This is a genomic window from Paraglaciecola arctica, assembly GCF_018861065.1.
GTDB lineage: Bacteria > Pseudomonadota > Gammaproteobacteria > Enterobacterales > Alteromonadaceae > Paraglaciecola > Paraglaciecola arctica_B.
In genome coordinates this window covers 79,346-97,981 of sequence record NZ_JAHKQO010000039.1, presented here as the reverse complement: position 1 = coordinate 97,981, position 18,636 = coordinate 79,346, and the positions used below count along the sequence as shown (strand labels likewise).

The window sequence follows — 18,636 nt, the reverse complement described above, 5'->3', positions numbered from 1 at the left end:
TTTGAATTGAAAGATATTTCTCTAGTCGCGAAGTATTGAAATTAGTCGCAGCAGCGAGCGGTGCAGCGGCAAGTGTTAGTTGTGCTGCTAATCGAGACGAGCAACGAGACAGTGACTGGTCTTTTCGTACGCCAGCAATTTCAGCGGGGTGGCTGCGTTTTGCGTTACTCGATCAAATGGGGATTCCCCACAAAAATCGCCCTAAACATGACTGAGCACAAACCGGTGAGTTTTTATATGCATGAAAAGAGTAAAATGTACGTTTATGCAGTGGGTATGCCAGAAGTTAGTAGAGCAAAAAGTCAATTTGCAGACTGGCCAGTTACCATTCATCAAGCAAAAAATGGTTGAAATTATCGGCTAAGTTAATAGATCTGATTAATAGGCGCTATCGAACAGTAGCCGTTTCCCATGTTTGTTCTTCAGTCACAAACTTAATCAATTGAGTGAAATATATTGAATATTACTTATTTGAATCTTTTAGTGTTTCTTCAATAGTTTGTTTAGCGTGTTGAAGCTCTTTAGCTATTTCCAGGGTGTCACTTTCAGAAATCCATCCAGAAATGGCAATAGCTGCGTTAATAGGATTACCTATTGCTACTGCAACAGTATGAGATGGTCTATTTTCTATTTGTGGTGTTTCTGAGGTAACTTCGACTCTGGCATAACCTTGTTGGCGAATAGCGTTTAAAGTATTCAGTAAGGAGGTGATGCCTTCTGGATAGCCGGGGATTAATTTGTCGTGATAAATGTGTTTGACTGATTCTTGGTCCAATTGAGAAAGTAACACCATGCCAATGCCACTATTTGTAGCTGTGCGCAGGCCAATACGTCCAATGGCTTCGGTTGAAGACATGCCAGGTTTGGCGTGGTACAAAAACGACACTGAATCGTTCCATAGTACGCCTAATGCGACGGTACGACCGAAAAAGGACAGTTTTTCTAAAGTGGGCATCGCACTGCGTAATAATCCAGATGCATACAAACTTTGCGATGCCAGCACGTGCATGCCTGGCCCAGGCTGATATTTTCGACCGACAGTTTGTTGGGTGATGCCAATGGATGCTAGCGTTTTTAACAAACGATTAGCTCTTGTTGTTTCCAGGCCCAGTTGCTCGGCTAACTCTTTGCCTCCAACAGGAGTTGAAGAAACCGCTAAAGCTTGTAATACAGCGATACCATCTACAATACTTTGATTAGTTTGTGAGCCGGGCTTAGTAATCATAATGGTTAATATTCTTTAATGTTTATTGGTGATGTTTTGTCATGGTAAGCGAAGCAAATTTAAATTTCTATAATAGTTTAATTAATAAATGGAATATTTATGAAAATACTCTCTTAAGGTAATTAACTCAATGTATGAAAACAAAAAGTTAACATTTATAATTATTTTAAATTGCTATTATTGATATTTGGTGTTGTAATAGCGCTATTAATAACCTGAAATGCAATCTATAACTATGTCTGTAAACAATCATTTAAGCGGCACTTTTCCAGTAATACCTACACCTTTTTCAGCCGAAGGTGACATCGATCTCAAAAGTTTTAAATCGGCCATAAACTATATTTTGGAATGTGGTGTCGATGGGGTGGTGTTTCCTGGTTTAGCGAGCGAATACAGTTATTTAACCAGAGAAGAACGATTAGAAACTACTAAATTAGTCGGCGAGTTGACTCAAGGTAAGGTACCTTTTGTCGTGGGCGCGAGTGCCAGTACTCCCGAGCAAGTGATCGAATATTCGGTACATGGTGCACAAGCGGGCGCTGTTTGCGCTATGGTGATGGCACCAAATAAATTTGCTGGTGACGAGCAGGCAATGGTGAATTTTTATAAAGAGCTGGCTCAAAAAGCAAACATCCCCGTTATGTTGCAGAACGCACCAGCACCTATGGGCGCTGGTATGGCTATCGAAACAGTGATTAGCATTTTAAAACAAGTGCCCGAAATACGTTATGTCAAAGAAGAAACTATGCCCTGTGGTCAGCGTATGGAACAGTTACTTGCAGCAGCTCCCGATACTTTAATTGGTGTGTTTGGTGGTGCAGGTGGGCGTTATATTATTGATGAGTTAGACAGAAACGCGCTAGGAACCGTTCCCGCTTGTGAGTTAACAGAGGTACACAAGCTTTTAGTGGATGCTCACAACCAAGGGCAATTTGAGAAGGCCTTAGATTTATATTGTCAGATGATGCCTATTTTAAATATGCAGGCGATTTATCGTTGTAGCTTAACTAAACAGATATTGTTTGAAAGAGGCATTATTACATGTCCTCAGGTACGTGACACTGGACCCAAATTAGATGCCAAAAACATCGAAGAATTGAAAAAGCTGTATGCGAAATTAGATGGCTTAATGCCAGCCCTTAAAGCTTAACAGTGTAGGTGTAGGCAATGATCAAGCAGCAAATAATAAACGAGGAGTTTGGCCGTGAGTCAATTTGATATCGCTATTGCTATCGCTTTTTCGGCACTGGTTTTTATTTTAGGTTTATCCTTTTCTCGCAGTGGTAAAAATGTGAAATCATTTTTTGCGGCTGGAGGAGCGGTGCCATGGTGGATCAGTGGTTTGTCTTTGTTTATGAGCTTCTTTTCTGTGGGAACTTTCGTTATCTGGGGAGCCATTGCCTACAACAATGGCTTGGTTGCGGTGACAATCCAAACCACTATGAGTATCGCGGGCTTTATCGTAGGGTTTTATATTGCGCCTAAATGGAATCGCACTAAAGCATTAACTGCAGCTGAATTTATCACCCAAAGGTTAGGGGCAAAAACTCAAAAATTTTACACTCTAATTTTCTTGTTTATTTCTATTTTTGGTAGTGGTGCTTTTTTATATCCTGTGGGCAAAATGTTAGAGGTTACTGCGGGAGTACCTTTGTCTACCGCTATTGTTGTTTTAGGTTGCTTAATTATTTTATACACCGCTGTCGGAGGCCTGTGGGCTGTATTAGTGACAGATGTTTTACAGTTTGTGGTGTTGGTAGCTGCAGTGCTAATTGTGGTGCCATTAGCCTTTGATCAAGTGAACGGCGTAAGTGGTTTTATTGAACAATCCCCTGAAGGATTTTTTGCTTTAACTAATGCCGAATATGCCCCCTGGTTTATGTTTGCCTTTGGCTTTTATAACATGGTGTTTATCGGTGGAAGTTGGGCATACGTGCAGCGTTATACCAGTGTTGCGAGCCCAAGAGATGCTAAAAAGGTTGGCTTTTTATTTGGTAGCCTGTATTTAGTTGCCCCAATGATTTGGATGTTACCCCCAATGATTTATCGGATCATGCAGCCTGATTTATCCAGTACAGAAGCTGAGGGCGCGTATTTGATGATAAGTCAGCAAGTGGTGCCGGATGGTGTGATGGGCTTGATTTTAGGGGCCATGGTGTTTGCGACCGCAAGCTCTGTGAATACCACATTGAATATTGCATCTGGTGTGTTTACCAATGATATATATCGGGTATTTCGCACTAATACATCGGTGGCTGAAACCATGCGTGTGGCGCGTTTTTCAACTCTAGTATTTGGATTGATTGCGACAGGTGTTGCACTGATGGTGCAAAACATGGGTGGCATAGTGGAAGTCGTATTTAGCTTAGCCGCGATAACAGGTGCCGCGTTATTTTTACCGCCTATTTGGTCTTTATTCTCAAAAGCGCAAACGGGGAAAAGTGTGGTGATTACTACTGTTTTGAGTTTGTTGGTTAACGGTTTTTTTAAGTTTGTCTCGCCCGCAATGTTTGATTTTGAGTTGGAACGCTCGCCAGAAATGTTAGTAGGTGTTTTAGTGCCATTTATATTACTTAGCTTATTTGAATTACGTTTTGTGCTCGCTAAGAAAGATAATCCACAATATATCGATTACATTAATAGCAGAGTCGACAATACAACATTTGAAAATCAAGATCATAGCGATGATGAGCAAAATTTATATGGGCGAAAAATTATCGCAACCGGAATAGCTATGATTGGCTTATTTGTTTTGGGATTAGGTTGGATGGCCGATTACGCCCAAGGAGTGTTAGCCACGGTAGGAATCGCTATCTTAATGTTGGCTTGGCTAGTCAAGCCAAAAGCGACTCAACAAACAACCATTAATGAAGAAGGTTAAAGACATGGATCTAATCCCCGCTATGTTTGATTTGAATGGTTTGAGTATTTTAGTCACCGGGGCCGGAAGATTGAATGGCATTGGTGCTGCAATTGCGACTGGCTTAGCTCAGCAGGGCGGGACTGTCATTATTCATGGTCGAGAGATTACTGAAGAAAGCCAACAAGTGTTAAGTCAGCTAAAAGCCATTAATTCACAATGTGATTTTGTGAGCCAAGACCTATTCGCACCTAATGCCGGAAAGACATTGATAACTGATGTGGAGAAAAAGTTTGGCCCTATCGATGTATTCATCGCTAACCATTCTTTACAAGTACTTGGCGATTTTGTTGAATTATCCGATGAGCAAATTCAGCAGCAAGTTCAGCTTAATTTTTTAGTGAATGTACAGATGCTACAGACCATTTTGCCGATTATGGCCAGCCGCAAAGGTGGTAAAATCATTAATATTGGCAGTGTTAACCAAGACTCACCCAAAGCGGTAGTTTCTGTATATGCGGCGATGAAAGCCGCGCAACATAATTTGGTCAAAAGCCTCGCTCGAGAGTTTGCTTCCCAGGGCGTTTTGATGAATACCATTAGTCCAGGCTTAGTAGACACCTACCCAGAAAACCGCGCGGGCGATCAACAAGCTTGTCAGGCTTGGGATGACTATGCCAGTCAACTCAATTGGTTGGGACGAGCAGGGTTACCAAGCGAAATGGCTGGCGCTGCGGTGTATTTGGCGTCGTCTGCTTCGAATTTTATGACCGGTGAAACCATTAACTTAACAGGGGGCAACTAAAAATGCCTGATCTAGTCGCTAATATTCAAGCTTTCGTGGTGACTATTCCTCGGGAAAAAGCTCTATATGGGGGACTGAAAGCGCGCCCTACAGAAAAGGTTAATGCTAAGGGGTACTTCGTACGGGCTGAAAATCGCACCGTTTATCCAAGCAGTGACCGTTCTATCGTAATTAAAATGACTACAGAAAGTGGTTTAGTAGGATGGGGTGAGACATACGGAATCGTTGCACCGGGGGCAACATTAGCCCTAATTGAAGAGTTGTTAGGAGACTTTGTAATCGGCCGGGACCCGATGGACAGAGAAGCGATTCATGATGACTTATACGATATGCAAAGAGTGCGCGGATATAATGGTGGTTATTATTTAGACGCCTTGGCTGGACTGGATATTGCCTTATGGGATCTAGCGGCCAAACAAAGTCAGTGTAGTGTCGCCAAGTTGCTTGGTGGTGTTAGGCGCACAAAAATTCCTGCCTATATTTCTGGATTACCCAAGGCAACACTCGCCGAACGAGCGGAGTACGCCAAAGAATGGCAAGCTAAAGGATTTAACTGTTTTAAATTTGCCTCACCTTTTGCTACCGAGGGCGTGGTACAAGAAGTGCAAGCATTACGTTCTGCATTAGGCGAAGACGCTAAAATAGCCTGTGATTTATTATGGGCGTATAAGGCTCATGATTCCGTTCCGCTTATTCAAAGTATGGCAAAACACGGTTTATGGTTTGCAGAAGCGCCTGTACCCAGTGAGGATATTGATGGTTTAGCTTGGGTCGCAAATAAAGTCGATACCGCTATTGCTGTCGGTGAAGAATGGCGTACTGCTTATGATGCAAAAGCCCGAATTAGCCGCAATGCTTGTCATATCGTGCAACCAGAAATGGGTCATAAAGGTATCACAGAGTTTATGCGAATTGCACGGTATGCCGAGGCCCATCATTTAGAAGTGATCCCTCATGCGACCATAGGTACCGGCATATTTATGGCGGCGAGTTTGCAAGCCAGTGCCACCATTGCTGCCTGTAGCTATCACGAATTTCAGCATCAAGTCTTTTTGAAAAATCTGCGTTATGTGAATACAGATATGGCCTGTGAAAATGGCTTTTACTCGCTACCTTCAGGTCCAGGGTTAGGTGTTGAGTTAGACGAGAAGGCTATTGCACCTTATGTTTCTCATGTTATTTCGATTTAAATTAGGTAAAAATTAATGTCTATAATCAAAACTATTAAAGTTGCAAGTGCTGTACTTGTATTATTATCTTTTTATGCTTTTGGGGTTGGCCAAGGTGTTGATCCTGCCAGTGACCCCAAACAACAACCTCTAGAAGGCACTGATGTTAATGGGTATGCGTTAACCTGGTCTGATGAGTTTTCTAGTGACAAGGTCGATCAAAAACGTTGGCATTTTCGCTTAGATTGCAAACATTGGAGTCAACAAAAAGCCGAAAATAACGTTGTGTTGGGCGGTGTATATAGGATCTTATTGCGTAAAGAACAAGTCAATTGCCCCACTAACCATTGGTTACAACCAGGGCAAAAAGAAGGTGACAAACCAGCACGTGTTGTTCAATACACAGGCGGCGGTATTATCTCTAATGACTTCTTACGTTATGGCTATTATGAAGCTCGCTTAAAAGTCCCTTCTGGTGCAGGCTGGCACACGTCATTTTGGATGATGAATGACTTAACTGTGAATTCAGATCCCAGCGATTTGGAGTTTGATCCTTTGTCTAATCCTAAACTTAAAAGTCATATTGAACTTGACCCGTTTGAAAATGATTCCATTGATTTAAAACACTATCAAACTGATGCTCACCAATGGAAACCAGAGCCTGGCACCGAGGATCCTGGTCGTACCCAAAATAAAGTGGGTACCAAACAAATTCGTTTTGAAGATGATACTTCCCTTGATCAGTGGCAGGTGATTGGCTTTGAATTTACCGAAACCACGGTACGTTACTTTTTTAACGGTGAATTAGTCAGCGAAGCCAGTTTCCCAGTCGAAAAATATAAACATAACGACATCAATATTTGGATAACTGCTATCGCTACTTATTTAGGTAAAACTAAAGCCGTAGATGACGCTAAGCTACCGGCTGAAGTACAAGTAGATTATGTGAGATATTTTCAAAAATAGACAAAAACATTTGATTAAATTCGGATGATTAAGCTAAAACCAAAGGCGATAACATAGTGTTATTGCCTTTTTTATTACCTTTCGGAATGTAATTTTATTTCGACATGCAATTCAAGTGACTGATTTGGCTCAAGAGCTGTGAAACCACTTTCTGGATTTTCTATACGCGGTAAATTTAATTCTTGAGTAATAGGCTCTAGACTTATTGAGTCTGCGCTAGCCATTCTATATATACCTAAAAATTGTCGGCTATTACTGTTGGCAATGACACTCATATTCTTTTCTGGCGAGGTGATAGCAATATGTCCATCCCATTCTTGCAGGGTATAACATTCCTCTATTGGGTTGCCATGGAAGATATTAACCTTAGCTTTTGGATTTTTATTGACCTGAATTCGTGTGTTTTTACTTAGATTAAAGTAGGGGTGTAAACCTAGGCTAGCAGGGGCAATTACGGCAGCCAAATTGGTATACAGCAGAGTTATGCTCATGGTGTTAGCATTTAATACTATTTGCTGAGTAAGTCTATAGGGCCAAGGCCATTGGGCGTGAGTAGGATAATTTAGCCTGATGCTGTTACGGCTGTGTTCAAGAATATCGCACTCAGTTTGCCAAGCATAACCGTGAACGGCAGGTTTGTTTTTTAGCAAATTACCCGCTAGTTGAAAGTGTTGTCCTTGCCATGTAAATCCTTGCTTGGGTAACCATCCACAAAAAGGTGCCATAACAAAACAAGCAGTCTGTCGAGGATCTGTCGCTTCAAGATTTGTTTGCATAATGGGCCTTTCTTTATAATACAGTCCTAATATCGCACCCCCTAACTTTGTGCTCACCACCGCGCATAAACTACCACTTTCTAGTTTTTTAATATCCGATGGAAGCATTGTTTTGCAATAATCTGATTCAGTCATTAGGTTATTCTTGGTGAACTCACCTAAACAAATTAGCGGTTAACCCTTGGGTGTGTGTTTGATAAGACAAAATACTGCCAGAGTATGGATACTGTTCGAGAGCTTCTGGTGTTAGACCATAACTAGCTGTGGTAATAAGTAATGTATTTAGTAATTCACCACCAAAGGTAACACTGGTTGGCCGAGCAACGGGAAGTTGAATAGTGTCGATAATGTCACCTTTTGGATTAACACGTAAAACTGCCCAACCGTCCCACATGGCTACCCAAATATTGCCATTTTTGTCTATGGTGATGCCGTCTGGTTTGCCTTGGGTTTCATCAAATATAATCAGTGGCATTTTATTCGAAACTTCACCTGATTTTAGATTGAAATTGTACTGGTAAATGGTCCGAGATACGGTTTCAACCACATACATAACTTTGTTGTTCGGCGACCAAGATAAGCCATTGCTGACGATAAAATCCTTGTCTTTTTGCTGAATTGATTGATTTTTCTCAAAACTATAAAGGTGACCACTGGGCGCTTGTAAGGTTTTGTTCATCGAGCCCAACCATAATCTTCCTTTAGCATCCACTTTAGCGTCGTTAAATCGGTGCTCCTGATCAAGTTGTTCACAATGGATTATCGATTCGGTGTTGGCGCTGGTAAAGTCGAAGTGCAAAACCTGATGTTCAGCCACTAAATAAAGCTTATTGTCTGCGCCTTCAAAAATGGCTGAAAAAACAAAAGGTAAGTGAACTATTTGATGGGCGGTGCCGGATAAATCCTTATTAGCCTGCCATTTGTGAACAGTTTGTTTGCCTACATCAACCCAGTAGAAACATTGCCCGCGCTGAGACCAAATAGGGCTTTCGGCGACAACACAATCTTGTTTAATCGATTCTTTTAGCATCAATCACCTCGCTGTGATTCAACCTTGCGCTTTAAATGTTAATAATAGCAATAAAGTATTCTTTTATCATTTCTTATTTTAAATGACTAATCTTTATTCATGTTAATTTTAAATATGGTTTTAATGCAATGCGAGGGTATTTATGTTGTTTTGTATAGGGTTTTTAGAAGTTTCCAATTTTTAATCTTAAATAATAATGTTTATTTCATTTACATTTTTTTAATTATTATTTAATAAAGTCTTTTTTAATTAGTGTTTATATTGCTATAGTAGCAAAATGAATATTATTCTTAACGTTAAATAATAAAAAAGGAGTAGTAAATGCATTCTAGAAACACAGCAATTAGCACCAAATTTTTAAAAACATCCATCGCTTTAGGTATTGTTATGGCAATCAGTGCCCCATCAGCCGTAGCGCAATCCGAAGGGAATGACTTAGAAATAATTGAAGTTAAAGGGTTTGTACAAGGGCTCGAACAAGCAAAAACCATTAAAAGAGAAAATACCCAGTTTGTTGATGCGGTAATGGCCGAAGACATAGGTAAGCTACCCGATTTAAACGTAGCGGAATCCTTGCAAAGGGTCTCTGGTGTGCAGCTAGATCGTGGTATTGGCGAAGGCACCTCGGTGAGTATTCGTGGATTTAGAAATAACGTAATATTAGTTAACGGTCGTGAAATGATTGACGGTGGTGGGCGCGGCTCCACAGGGCCAGACACATTAGACACAACTACTTATAGTTTATTGGCTTTATTACCATCAGAAATGATTTCTCGACTTGAAGTAACGAAACAGGCAGGGGCTGATGAAATAGAAGGTTCTATAGGCGGTGTGGTAAATATTATTACTCGTAAACCTCTGTCAAAAAAAGGGTTACAAGCATCAGGATCGGCTTCGGTTAGTTATGGTGAGTTAAGCGGTAATACCAATTATAAGGGCTCATTTTTAGTATCAAATACCTTTGCGGATGATACATTTGGCTTAATGTTGGGAGCCAACATTGATGATAGAGAGGCAAGGGAAGACGGTTTTAATACTTTCTCTGGGTATAGTCGTTTAACGCAAGGAGGACCATTTAACTTCTTAGATATTGATGCGCCAAACGCGGCAACAGATCCAAATGGTAACCTGTTAAACCCAGATCCAAATGGCGATGGAGTGAATGGCTTGATTCATCAAGAGCCTAGAGTTTGGCAAATTGATGATGCCCGAGATAGAACTGGAGTTAATTTTGTCGCTCAATGGCGTCCGTCTGAAGATCTTGAGTTTTCCTTTGATCTTATCTCAAGTGAATTAAAATCTGACAGAGAGCGTCGTTGGATTGGCACCTTTATTCCTTTTGCTAGACTTAAAAACGCAGTGTTGAATGAAAATGAAGTACTGGTCAGTGGAACCTCGGTGCGAGAAGCTCAGACTAACGTTGAGTTTAACGACTCTTCGTCAGAGGTGTTGTCACAAGCCTTATCCATGGATTGGACGTTGTCTGGTACCTTGAATATGTCGGCAGAATTGGCTTACACCCAAGCCGAAACCTATCTACATCAAACTTTTGCGCGCTTATTAGGTAATGAAAAAACAGAGATAGATTTTGATTTTCGACCAGAAGTACCGGTGTTAAGTTTCGATGCGTCAGCTTTAAATGATTTAAGTCAGTTAAATTTATTTCAGTTTAACGATAATAAAACTCGAAACGACGCAGACCACACGGCGTTAAGAATTGATTTTGACCAAGATCTTTCAGATGACTATTCTATTGAATATGGTGTTCGGTTGTCACAAATAGACACGTCACTAACCGAACTACAGCGCGCTACTATCAGGCCCAGAACCCCAGGTGAGCAACTAACACAATTTGTTGAAACTTGGTCTAGCCCAGACTTTTTCTCTGGCGAGTTGGCAGGATTACCGCGACATTATCTGGCATTTTCTAAACAGGCTTACGGCGCTGGCGGGTGTACGGTATTTAGGGACTTTTTCTTAAATCATCCAGATCCTGCGCAAACTGCAGCATTTACCAATGGTTTAAATGGCCAAAGTTGTACCAACAATGATCACTTAGATGCCCCGGCTATCGTAGAAGAAGACTTTCAATCTGCCTATGTTAAATTGAACTTTTTTGGCGATTTATCTGGGATTGAGTATACCGGTAACGTCGGATTGCGCTACATAGATAGAAGCCTAAAATCTATCGGTACACAGCTTAATGCTGACAGTAGTAAAACCAAGATTGTAACCGAATCTGATAGCCGAGAGGTGTTGCCTTCTGCAACGGTTAAGTTTGACTTGAGTGATGACCTAGTTGCGCGAGTGGGGGCGGCAAAAGTATTGGCCTATCCGAATAATGCGGATTTGAGAAATCGCTTGTCTATCACAGGTGACGGAACAGGTTCTGCAGGCTCGCCAGATTTGAAACCTTTTAAAGCTAACCAGCTAGATTTATCTTTGGAGTATTATATTGAAGATGGATTGTTATCTGCAGGTTATTTCAGAAAGTCTATCGACTCGTTTGTGGTGAGTTCTACTGATTTCCAATCCATTCCTGGGTATGTGCATCCTGAAAATGGTTCAGATCAAGCGTTGATCAGGCGTAATATTAATGGTGACGGTGGTTCTGTTAATGGACTCGAGTTGATATACCAGCAAACCTACTCTTCATTGCCAGCCCCTTTTGATGGTTTAGGTACTTCTGCCACTTACTCTTATATAGATAGTGAAACACCTTTCATTGATATTGAAGGCAACGCTTTACCTTTACCTGGATTGTCAAAAAATAATATTAACTTTGTGGCTTTTTGGGAGAAAGGGCCCTTTGGCGTGAGATTAGCCTATAACTGGCGAGATGAATATTTAGATCGTCTTGGCTTTAGTGGTTCGGGCGTTTTCTCTGATGATTATAAAGATTTGTCTCTGACTACTCGTTGGGACATCAGCGATAAAATGTCGTTAGATTTCCAGGCGACTAATTTATTGGACTCTCGTCAAAGATTGTTTAATACCTATCAAGAAGCAACGCGCAGTATCGTTGAATATGGCCCATCATATATTTTGAGTTTTAGGGTATCGCTGTAATTATTTAAAACTCGGCTTAGCAATATGCTGAAGGTATAAAATGTAGAAGGCACCATCTGATAGTTGGTGTCTTTGTTATTTCTAATATAGCAATTTATATGCTGATATGTTTAAATGTTAAATTAACTAATCGTAATAAAAGTGTGATTATTATGCGTGTAAAAAATACTATTTTAGTAGCTATTCTTGCTTGTCTAACGGCTTGTACAGTCAAGGAAGAGAATAATGATAAGAGTGAATCAATCGTAAAATCGGCTAAAAAACCTCATGTTTTGTTTATTTCTATTGATGATTTTCGACCTGAATTAGCGAGTTATAATGGTGGTATGGCGGTGACACCAAATTTGGATGCTATCGCCAGTAATGGTGTGCGGTTTTTAAATGCCCATGCGCAACAAGCGATTTGTGGCCCTTCTAGAGCGAGTATCATGACTGGGCTTAGACCAGATACATTAGGAGTTACCCACAATTACGTCAAGTTTCGCCATAAGCTAAAAGATGTGAAAACTATTCCTCAGCATTTTATGGATAACGGTTATCTTGCTACTTATGTTGGTAAAATATTTCATCACGGAGATAAAGATGAAGAGCTGTCTTGGAACACTCCAGCTGCATACCATAAATTACCTGCTGATTTAAAAAAGCCCAGTCGCTATGCATTAAAGTCGAATATGGACTTGCAGACTAAACAGCGCAAAGAAATGTTTGCGAAATATGGTGAGCAAGCCAAGTTTGGTTTAGGCAGTGGCCCCGCTTTTGAAAAGGCTGATGTACCGGATACGGCCTATGAAGATGGTTACAATGCTGAGCTTGCCATTGTGACCTTAAAAGAATTGCTAGCCACTTCTGACAAACCTCTATTTTTGGGTTTTGGTATGAACAAACCTCATTTACCTTGGGTCGCTCCTAAGAAGTATTGGGATTTGTACGATCCGAAAGAAATTCCATTGTCTAGTCAAACTGAAGGCCCTATAGGCGGCGCAGCTATGGGTTTACATGCTTCTTTCGAAATGCGTACCTTTTCCAATGTGCCTAATGCTGGGCCTATACCCGATGACTTAGCCGTTGACTTGAAACATTCATATTTAGCCAGTGTGAGCTATATCGATGCGCAAATTGGGCGCATTATGCAAGCCTTCGAACAAGCGGGGATTTTGGACAATACCATAGTGATTGTGTGGAGCGACCACGGTTACCATTTAGGTGAAATGGGGATTTGGGGTAAAGCAAGCAATTACGATATCGCCACCCGTGTTCCCCTTATCATTTCAACCCCGAATATGACTAACAAAGAAAAAGGTTCAGTGAGCGAAGCGCTAGTTGAGTTAGTGGATGTGTATCCTACTTTATCTGAATTAGCTGGCCTAGGTGTACCTAAGCATCTAGAAGGGCAGAGTATGGTGCCTTTATTAACCCAACCTGATTTGCCTTGGAAACAAGCTGCATTTAGTCAATTTCCTTCTCCGGCGTTAAGAGAGTGGGGAGCATTCCCATTGCGTAAAGGCATGCGCGAAACCTACTTTGGGCCACTCATTGAAAAAGTAGAGGCAAGGATAAAACGACAGCAGGGAGATAAGTGGGATCGCGAACTGTTTGAGCATCACTTAATGGGCTACTCAATGCGTACAAGACAATATCGTTTAGTGGCCTGGAAAGACAATCGAGATCCGAGTAAAGGCCCACTGTTTGTTGAATTGTATGATCATAACAGTGACCCTACAGAAACCACCAATGTAGCCAATGAACACCCTATAGTTGTTAGTCATCTGTTAAAGCAATTGAATGATGCAGTAGTGAAGTAACATTTTATTGTCTATTTAAATTAACAAAGGCGGATTTATTTCCGTCTTTTTATTTAATTGTTTTTCCTGCTGTATCCCTTCTTTGGTAAGCCCTTCCTTTAATGTTCATCTTTCAAGTCAATAGTTATTGTTATCTATATATAGGTATGATGTTTACATAGATGTTATAATAATGTAAATTGCTGTATGTGAAATTTAATTGAGTGCAATTAAATTTTTTGACGCTTAAATGGGATAAAATCCAGACAATATAAAAACTTGGTTTACACAAAAGCAGAGTGTTTGGACGTGTATTTAAGTCGTTGTAGTAATGAATTTTTTATAAACAGACACGAGGAAAACAAATTGTGAAACATTATTTGAAGTGTAAATTTTTATTAGCAAAAACCTTATTAGTGCTCAGCTTGCTGATTTCTAGCACAGTCTCTGCCAATTTGATTAATGCTGACTTCAGCATTAATTTAAATGGGTGGAGTGGAGACGTTAATTACTTTGACGGAATTGATGAAGTTTCTAGTTATGACGTTAATTTCGCGGATTTTGGCAGTAACTTTTCAACTGGATTAAATAGCGTCAGTCTAAATACGTCGGAAGACCAAGGGAATGAATTTTGGGGTATTTACTTATTCCAAGAGTTTTTAGTGGAGCAAGATTCTCTATTACTTTCACTAGAGCTCGACTTTTTAGCTGATGACGCATTTGCTACTTTGGTGGATGAAAATGGGGATTTATTACACGATTTTATTATCGATGGCTTAGCAGTAGATATCAGCACTTGGGCCGGATCTTTTGTGGCCTTAGAACTTGGTATTGAAGACTTCGATTATGTTTATGACGACTATTTAACCGTATCAAATATCGCTATTAGTCAGGCAAGTACTTCTGTCCCGACTCCTTCTACTTTGGCTTTATTTTCAATTGCCTTGATTGCCCTAAGACGCAAAGCAAAAAGTGTTAGCCGCACAGCTTAGTCTGGCCTAAATGGAGATAACAAAATGGTTAACCCCAATTTTGATAGTAAAATTTTGCAAAAATTGAGTCATGCTCGGCGAGTATGGTTAAGTTTCATTTTAATCGCATTATGTATGCAATGGCCTATTTCTTCTTACGCTGTTGAAGCAGGCACGTGGGAAGTGGTCGCAGAATCGAGTATTCAACAAAGTCCACGTTATACAAAACGTCGCGTCGGTTATTACACCTTTAATGACATTATTTTATCTGGCACACCTGAAATCTCAGAACAATTAAGACTGGTTATTACCAGCAGTAGTCACACAGTAATGGATGCAGATGGTACTGACGCACAAGGATTTCCTTATTTTAACCTTGGGTCTTTAAATGACAGTACACAAATCTACTTTGAGACTAAGCGAGGTGAGTTAACTTACACTGCTGAGTTACAGCAGTTTGTGATTGAATCCTCTACCATTGAATTTAGTTATGATTTCAACACTAACGAAATTCAAACTACAAATAACAATTGGGAGGGGTGGGTATACCCAACTCAAAACCGTGGTGTTATGGCTTTTGAAGAAGGTCAAGGTGAAGACGGTAGTGCGGTTTATTCTTATGTAGATGATAGCCCTAATACCAATATTACCCAAAACGGTATTCGTTTTAATAACCGCACTAATCAAGCCAATATCAACCCTTGGACTGACTTATTAGGTAATGCTCACGGTAAATCACTTGAGTCAGTTTCTTTGTGGGTAAAAGTAGAAAAAGCAGTGGCTGGCAATGTAACCGTTCGCCATAACCTCATTCCTTTTCCTCTTATAGATGACAAAAAAGGCCCTACATTGAACGCTGGTTTAGATGTGGGTCCTGAATATGAAATGGTGATCCCTGCCTCTGCAAACAATACTTGGGTTCAGATTGAGCTTATTGATAGTAAAACTGGCGAGCGCCAATTTACTATTCCGGAATCGTGGGTACATCATGACGGTAGCTCAGACATTCAAGTCTATCCTCAGTTTTTATTTGACGGCTTAGAAGTAGGAGACAAAGTTTACGTCGATAACTATTTAATTAGTGCTGAACCTCTAGAAAACCCATGTTGCGAGCCTGTCGATGACACTGATCCAGGAACTGGCGGCGGTAACACTGGTGGTGGGAATAATGACGGAGGTGTTGATGAGCCAGAATATAACCTAGGTGACGTACTCACCTTTAATTATGATTTTGATACCAATAACCTAGCGCCTAATCAAGGTAGCCAAGGTTGGATATATACTATTGTTGATCGCGGGGTGATGGCATTTGAAGAGGGAACCGGTAATAGTGGTTCTGCTTTTTCTTATACCGATGCCAGCGTGAATATTAACCCAGAGCAAAATGGCCTTTATTTGCAGCAATGGTCTGCGAATCCTTTCACTGCTAGATTTTCTAATCACGGACACACTATTACCAGCGTTAAGTTATGGGTGAAAACTGAGTTAGTAACTGAAAAAGATGTAGAGGTGATTCACTACTTATTGCCTTACGGTTTAGTGACGGGCAACAAACAAGTTAATTACCCAGCGGCCATTGCAGCAGCACCAAAATTTGTAGGCGTTGTGCCTGCTGGCACTTCGGGCTGGGTAGAAATCGAATTGGTTTTACAAGGTGACGAAACTGAATTTACTATCCCGTCCGATTGGGTGGGCGCTAATGGCGGTGATTTAAATGTGTATCCAGAGTTTAAGTTTGGTAACACAGAAGAAGGCGATAAAATCTATATTGATGACTACCAGGCCATTTCAATAGTCGGCGAACCATTACCCGTACCTACTGACTTTACAGTTGAGTACGACTTTAATGACGCCACTGTGGCACAAAACGGCGGTTGGGGTTTTGTATTAAATGGTTACGGCACAATCGGTTTGGAAGAAGGCACAAGCTTTGATAACAGCGATGCTATTTCTTATGTTGATACTAGCGAAAACGTGAACATCAACAACCAATCTTTACTCTGGCACAAATGGGGTAATAGCAACCCTTGGAGTGGAGTATTTGGTGGCGGTGCCGTCGAATCTGAAATCCAGTCGGTTACGCTACGCGTTAAAGTTGAGAAAGGCGCCGGCAACACAGGTGATGGCGACGTTTCTATTAAGCATCATTTATTACCTTGGAATGTGACACTGGACGGTGGCAAGTTTGGTAAAGTCACCGCCGCACAAGCTATATCGCCAGATTATACCGCGACAGTAAGCGTCGCTGAATTTGGTGATTGGGTTGAAGTAAGCTTTATTGATCTGAACACTAACCAAGCTACTTTCTCAGTACCAGATACATGGGTGTTGACCACAGGTGCAGATATTGTTGACGTATTGCCTTCTTTCTTTTTTGGTGGGTTAGAAGAAGGTGACAAAGTGATTATCGATGACTATGTGTTAATTGGTGATAATGCCTTAGCTCGCCCTGCGGATACTGGTGACGATAACGAGCCATTACCAGACTACGGTGTGCATGATGGTTCGGGTACTTTTACCTCAAATGGCCGCACAGAACCGTTGGCAGTCAACGACTCAACCTTCTACACGACGCCAAATGCATTTAATGTCACTCGAGACGCTGTAACTGATTATCAGGTGAATACTCAAGTTTCAGCTGACAACAGTAAAAATGATACTGCTGATCTACAAGCCGCAATTGATGATATTAGTAATAACTTAGGCGGTGGTAAGTTAACTATTCCTGCTGGTGATTACTATGTACGTAGCTTACATTTAAGATCGAACGTTCATCTAGAAGTAAACCAAGGTGCCACTTTCCATATGTCTCAAGGCGGTGGGTATAACGTATGGTTGTTTGAAATGGGTAACGGTAGCGAAGGTAAGGCTGAAAATGTCAGTATGATAGGCTTAGATGATGGATTTACCGTTGATTTATCAATAGATCGAACGACAACAGCCAGCCCGAATAATGAACGTGTAGCAGTATTTAAGATGGGTGATATCGAAAACTTTAAGTTCTCAAACATCAAGATTAAAGATAACAAAACGGTATTTGCTTCGTTCTTAGTTGGCCCTACTCCACGAGACGGCGTTTTCTACGGACCTACCAATGGTATTGTTGAAAACATCGATCAAAGTAACTCTTTATTTGGTTATGGTGTGATCCAAATGTATATGGCTGATAACATTTTGTTCAGAAACCTACATTCTCAAGGCGGTATCACCCTGCGTATGGAGACCGATAATTTATCTTTGAAAGAATTTGGGCAAGGTGCACCGGATAAAGGTGGAATACATAATATTTTTGCCGAAGATATTCGTGGTTCGAATTGTTTGGCGCCAGTTATGTTTGGCCCTCACTTCCAAGAAAATGGTTCTGTTCAAGTTAATGGAGTAACTGCAAATAGTTGTAGTTTTGCGGTACGCGTTGATGGTGGCTTTGTAGAGTTGTTTAGCCCAACTGGTACAGAAAAAAATGATTGGATGGCAGAAATTAATTCAACTTATGGCGATGGTTGTGCTGGTACAACCTACCGACGTGGTGTGCAGCAATGGGCAACCCGAATTAATGAAACTAAGGCGTGTTTAGATGCAGTTCACCAAAGAACTAACTTAAAACCAGGTTGGTTTGAAGAGTCTTACATTTATAACGTTACGGCAAACTATGGCACTGATGCCCACTTAAAACTGAATAACCTGTACTACATTCCCACTGCGGAAAACCTTTGTATTGCAGCCAGTAATCAGTGGCCAAACAGCGCTCAGATATTCATGGGGGACTCTGTTGCACCTGTTGAAAATCACATGGTAGCGGGCGTTGATTATAACTTTAATATTAATGTTTATGATTTAACTGCTAATGGTTTCCCTAGCGCTCACCATGATATCATTGATAGCCATTCGGTTAGATTGAATCCTACTGTGACAAATTACGGTACGGCAGTTCAGTTACCTGCATGTACAGATGCTCGTTGGAATTACATTAATTAGTTATTAAAA

Annotated in this window: 14 protein-coding genes; 11 read left to right on the top strand and 3 right to left on the bottom strand. The window is 40.8% G+C overall.

Annotation, left to right across the window (positions count from 1 at the left end; genetic code table 11):
- The first annotated feature begins 35 nt into the window (after nucleotides 1-35).
- Both KO534_RS18115 and KO534_RS18110 read left to right on the top strand, forming a co-directional pair.
- Nucleotides 36-215, top strand: coding sequence for a hypothetical protein (locus KO534_RS18115; protein ID WP_215931774.1), 180 nt, complete (start codon nucleotides 36-38; stop codon nucleotides 213-215).
- Nucleotides 208-351, top strand: a complete 144-nt coding sequence (locus tag KO534_RS18110) for a hypothetical protein (protein WP_215931772.1) — start codon at nucleotides 208-210, stop codon at nucleotides 349-351. The genes KO534_RS18115 and KO534_RS18110 overlap by 8 nt, the downstream gene beginning before the upstream one ends.
- Before the next feature lie 112 nt (nucleotides 352-463).
- Here KO534_RS18110 and KO534_RS18105 read toward each other — a convergent pair whose 3' ends face one another.
- Entirely contained in the window at nucleotides 464-1,225 is a 762-nt protein-coding gene (locus KO534_RS18105) for an IclR family transcriptional regulator (protein WP_215931770.1), read from the bottom strand.
- A gap of 235 nt (nucleotides 1,226-1,460) precedes the next feature.
- Here KO534_RS18105 and KO534_RS18100 point away from each other — a divergent pair, with 235 nt between their 5' ends.
- From KO534_RS18100 to KO534_RS18080, 5 genes are read left to right on the top strand one after another with little or no spacing between them, the layout of a single operon-like run.
- Nucleotides 1,461-2,375: a dihydrodipicolinate synthase family protein gene (locus KO534_RS18100; RefSeq protein WP_215931768.1), complete on the top strand. Its 915-nt coding sequence runs from the start codon at nucleotides 1,461-1,463 to the stop codon at nucleotides 2,373-2,375.
- 54 nt (nucleotides 2,376-2,429) lie between these two features.
- On the top strand, nucleotides 2,430-4,106 hold the full coding sequence (locus tag KO534_RS18095) for a sodium:solute symporter family protein (RefSeq protein ID WP_215931766.1): 1,677 nt from the start codon (nucleotides 2,430-2,432) through the stop codon (nucleotides 4,104-4,106).
- Nucleotides 4,107-4,110: 4 nt separating this feature from the next.
- On the top strand, nucleotides 4,111-4,890 hold the full coding sequence (locus KO534_RS18090; protein WP_215931764.1) for an SDR family NAD(P)-dependent oxidoreductase: 780 nt from the start codon (nucleotides 4,111-4,113) through the stop codon (nucleotides 4,888-4,890).
- Between the two features lie 2 nt (nucleotides 4,891-4,892).
- A complete protein-coding gene (locus KO534_RS18085) occupies nucleotides 4,893-6,080 on the top strand; it encodes a mandelate racemase/muconate lactonizing enzyme family protein (protein ID WP_215931762.1) in 1,188 nt (395 codons plus the stop codon).
- Between the two features lie 15 nt (nucleotides 6,081-6,095).
- Entirely contained in the window at nucleotides 6,096-7,025 is a 930-nt protein-coding gene (locus KO534_RS18080; protein ID WP_215931760.1) for a glycoside hydrolase family 16 protein, read from the top strand.
- 74 nt (nucleotides 7,026-7,099) lie between these two features.
- On the opposite strand, the gene KO534_RS18075 is transcribed toward KO534_RS18080, so the two are convergent.
- A complete protein-coding gene (locus KO534_RS18075; RefSeq protein WP_215931758.1) occupies nucleotides 7,100-7,936 on the bottom strand; it encodes a hypothetical protein in 837 nt (278 codons plus the stop codon).
- 19 nt (nucleotides 7,937-7,955) lie between these two features.
- Nucleotides 7,956-8,831: an SMP-30/gluconolactonase/LRE family protein gene (locus KO534_RS18070; protein WP_215931756.1), complete on the bottom strand. Its 876-nt coding sequence runs from the start codon at nucleotides 8,829-8,831 to the stop codon at nucleotides 7,956-7,958.
- Nucleotides 8,832-9,152: 321 nt separating this feature from the next.
- Between KO534_RS18070 and KO534_RS18065 the strand changes: the two genes are divergently transcribed.
- The 4 genes from KO534_RS18065 to KO534_RS18050 all read left to right on the top strand — a co-directional run bounded on the left by KO534_RS18065 (nucleotide 9,153) and on the right by KO534_RS18050 (nucleotide 18,627).
- Nucleotides 9,153-11,900 (top strand): TonB-dependent receptor, encoded by a 2,748-nt coding sequence (locus KO534_RS18065; RefSeq protein ID WP_215931754.1) that lies wholly within the window; start codon nucleotides 9,153-9,155, stop codon nucleotides 11,898-11,900.
- A 152-nt stretch (nucleotides 11,901-12,052) separates the two neighbouring features.
- On the top strand, nucleotides 12,053-13,702 hold the full coding sequence (locus KO534_RS18060; RefSeq protein WP_215931752.1) for a sulfatase: 1,650 nt from the start codon (nucleotides 12,053-12,055) through the stop codon (nucleotides 13,700-13,702).
- Between the two features lie 347 nt (nucleotides 13,703-14,049).
- Nucleotides 14,050-14,673, top strand: a complete 624-nt coding sequence (locus tag KO534_RS18055; protein ID WP_215931750.1) for a hypothetical protein — start codon at nucleotides 14,050-14,052, stop codon at nucleotides 14,671-14,673.
- A gap of 24 nt (nucleotides 14,674-14,697) precedes the next feature.
- Nucleotides 14,698-18,627: a hypothetical protein gene (locus KO534_RS18050; RefSeq protein ID WP_215931748.1), complete on the top strand. Its 3,930-nt coding sequence runs from the start codon at nucleotides 14,698-14,700 to the stop codon at nucleotides 18,625-18,627.
- The last annotated feature ends 9 nt before the right edge of the window (nucleotides 18,628-18,636 follow it).

What these genes read in the sequence shown, in the direction of transcription:
- KO534_RS18110 (WP_215931772.1), top strand. Translation starts at nt 208, where the DNA reads ATGACTGAGCACAAACCGGTGAGTTTTTATATGCATGAAAAGAGTAAA.
- KO534_RS18105 (WP_215931770.1), bottom strand. Translation starts at nt 1,225, where the DNA reads ATGATTACTAAGCCCGGCTCACAAACTAATCAAAGTATTGTAGATGGT.
- KO534_RS18100 (WP_215931768.1), top strand. Translation starts at nt 1,461, where the DNA reads ATGTCTGTAAACAATCATTTAAGCGGCACTTTTCCAGTAATACCTACA.
- KO534_RS18090 (WP_215931764.1), top strand. Translation starts at nt 4,111, where the DNA reads ATGGATCTAATCCCCGCTATGTTTGATTTGAATGGTTTGAGTATTTTA.
- KO534_RS18085 (WP_215931762.1), top strand. Translation starts at nt 4,893, where the DNA reads ATGCCTGATCTAGTCGCTAATATTCAAGCTTTCGTGGTGACTATTCCT.
- KO534_RS18080 (WP_215931760.1), top strand. Translation starts at nt 6,096, where the DNA reads ATGTCTATAATCAAAACTATTAAAGTTGCAAGTGCTGTACTTGTATTA.
- KO534_RS18075 (WP_215931758.1), bottom strand. Translation starts at nt 7,936, where the DNA reads ATGACTGAATCAGATTATTGCAAAACAATGCTTCCATCGGATATTAAA.
- KO534_RS18070 (WP_215931756.1), bottom strand. Translation starts at nt 8,831, where the DNA reads ATGCTAAAAGAATCGATTAAACAAGATTGTGTTGTCGCCGAAAGCCCT.
- KO534_RS18065 (WP_215931754.1), top strand. Translation starts at nt 9,153, where the DNA reads ATGCATTCTAGAAACACAGCAATTAGCACCAAATTTTTAAAAACATCC.
- KO534_RS18060 (WP_215931752.1), top strand. Translation starts at nt 12,053, where the DNA reads ATGCGTGTAAAAAATACTATTTTAGTAGCTATTCTTGCTTGTCTAACG.
- KO534_RS18050 (WP_215931748.1), top strand. Translation starts at nt 14,698, where the DNA reads ATGGTTAACCCCAATTTTGATAGTAAAATTTTGCAAAAATTGAGTCAT.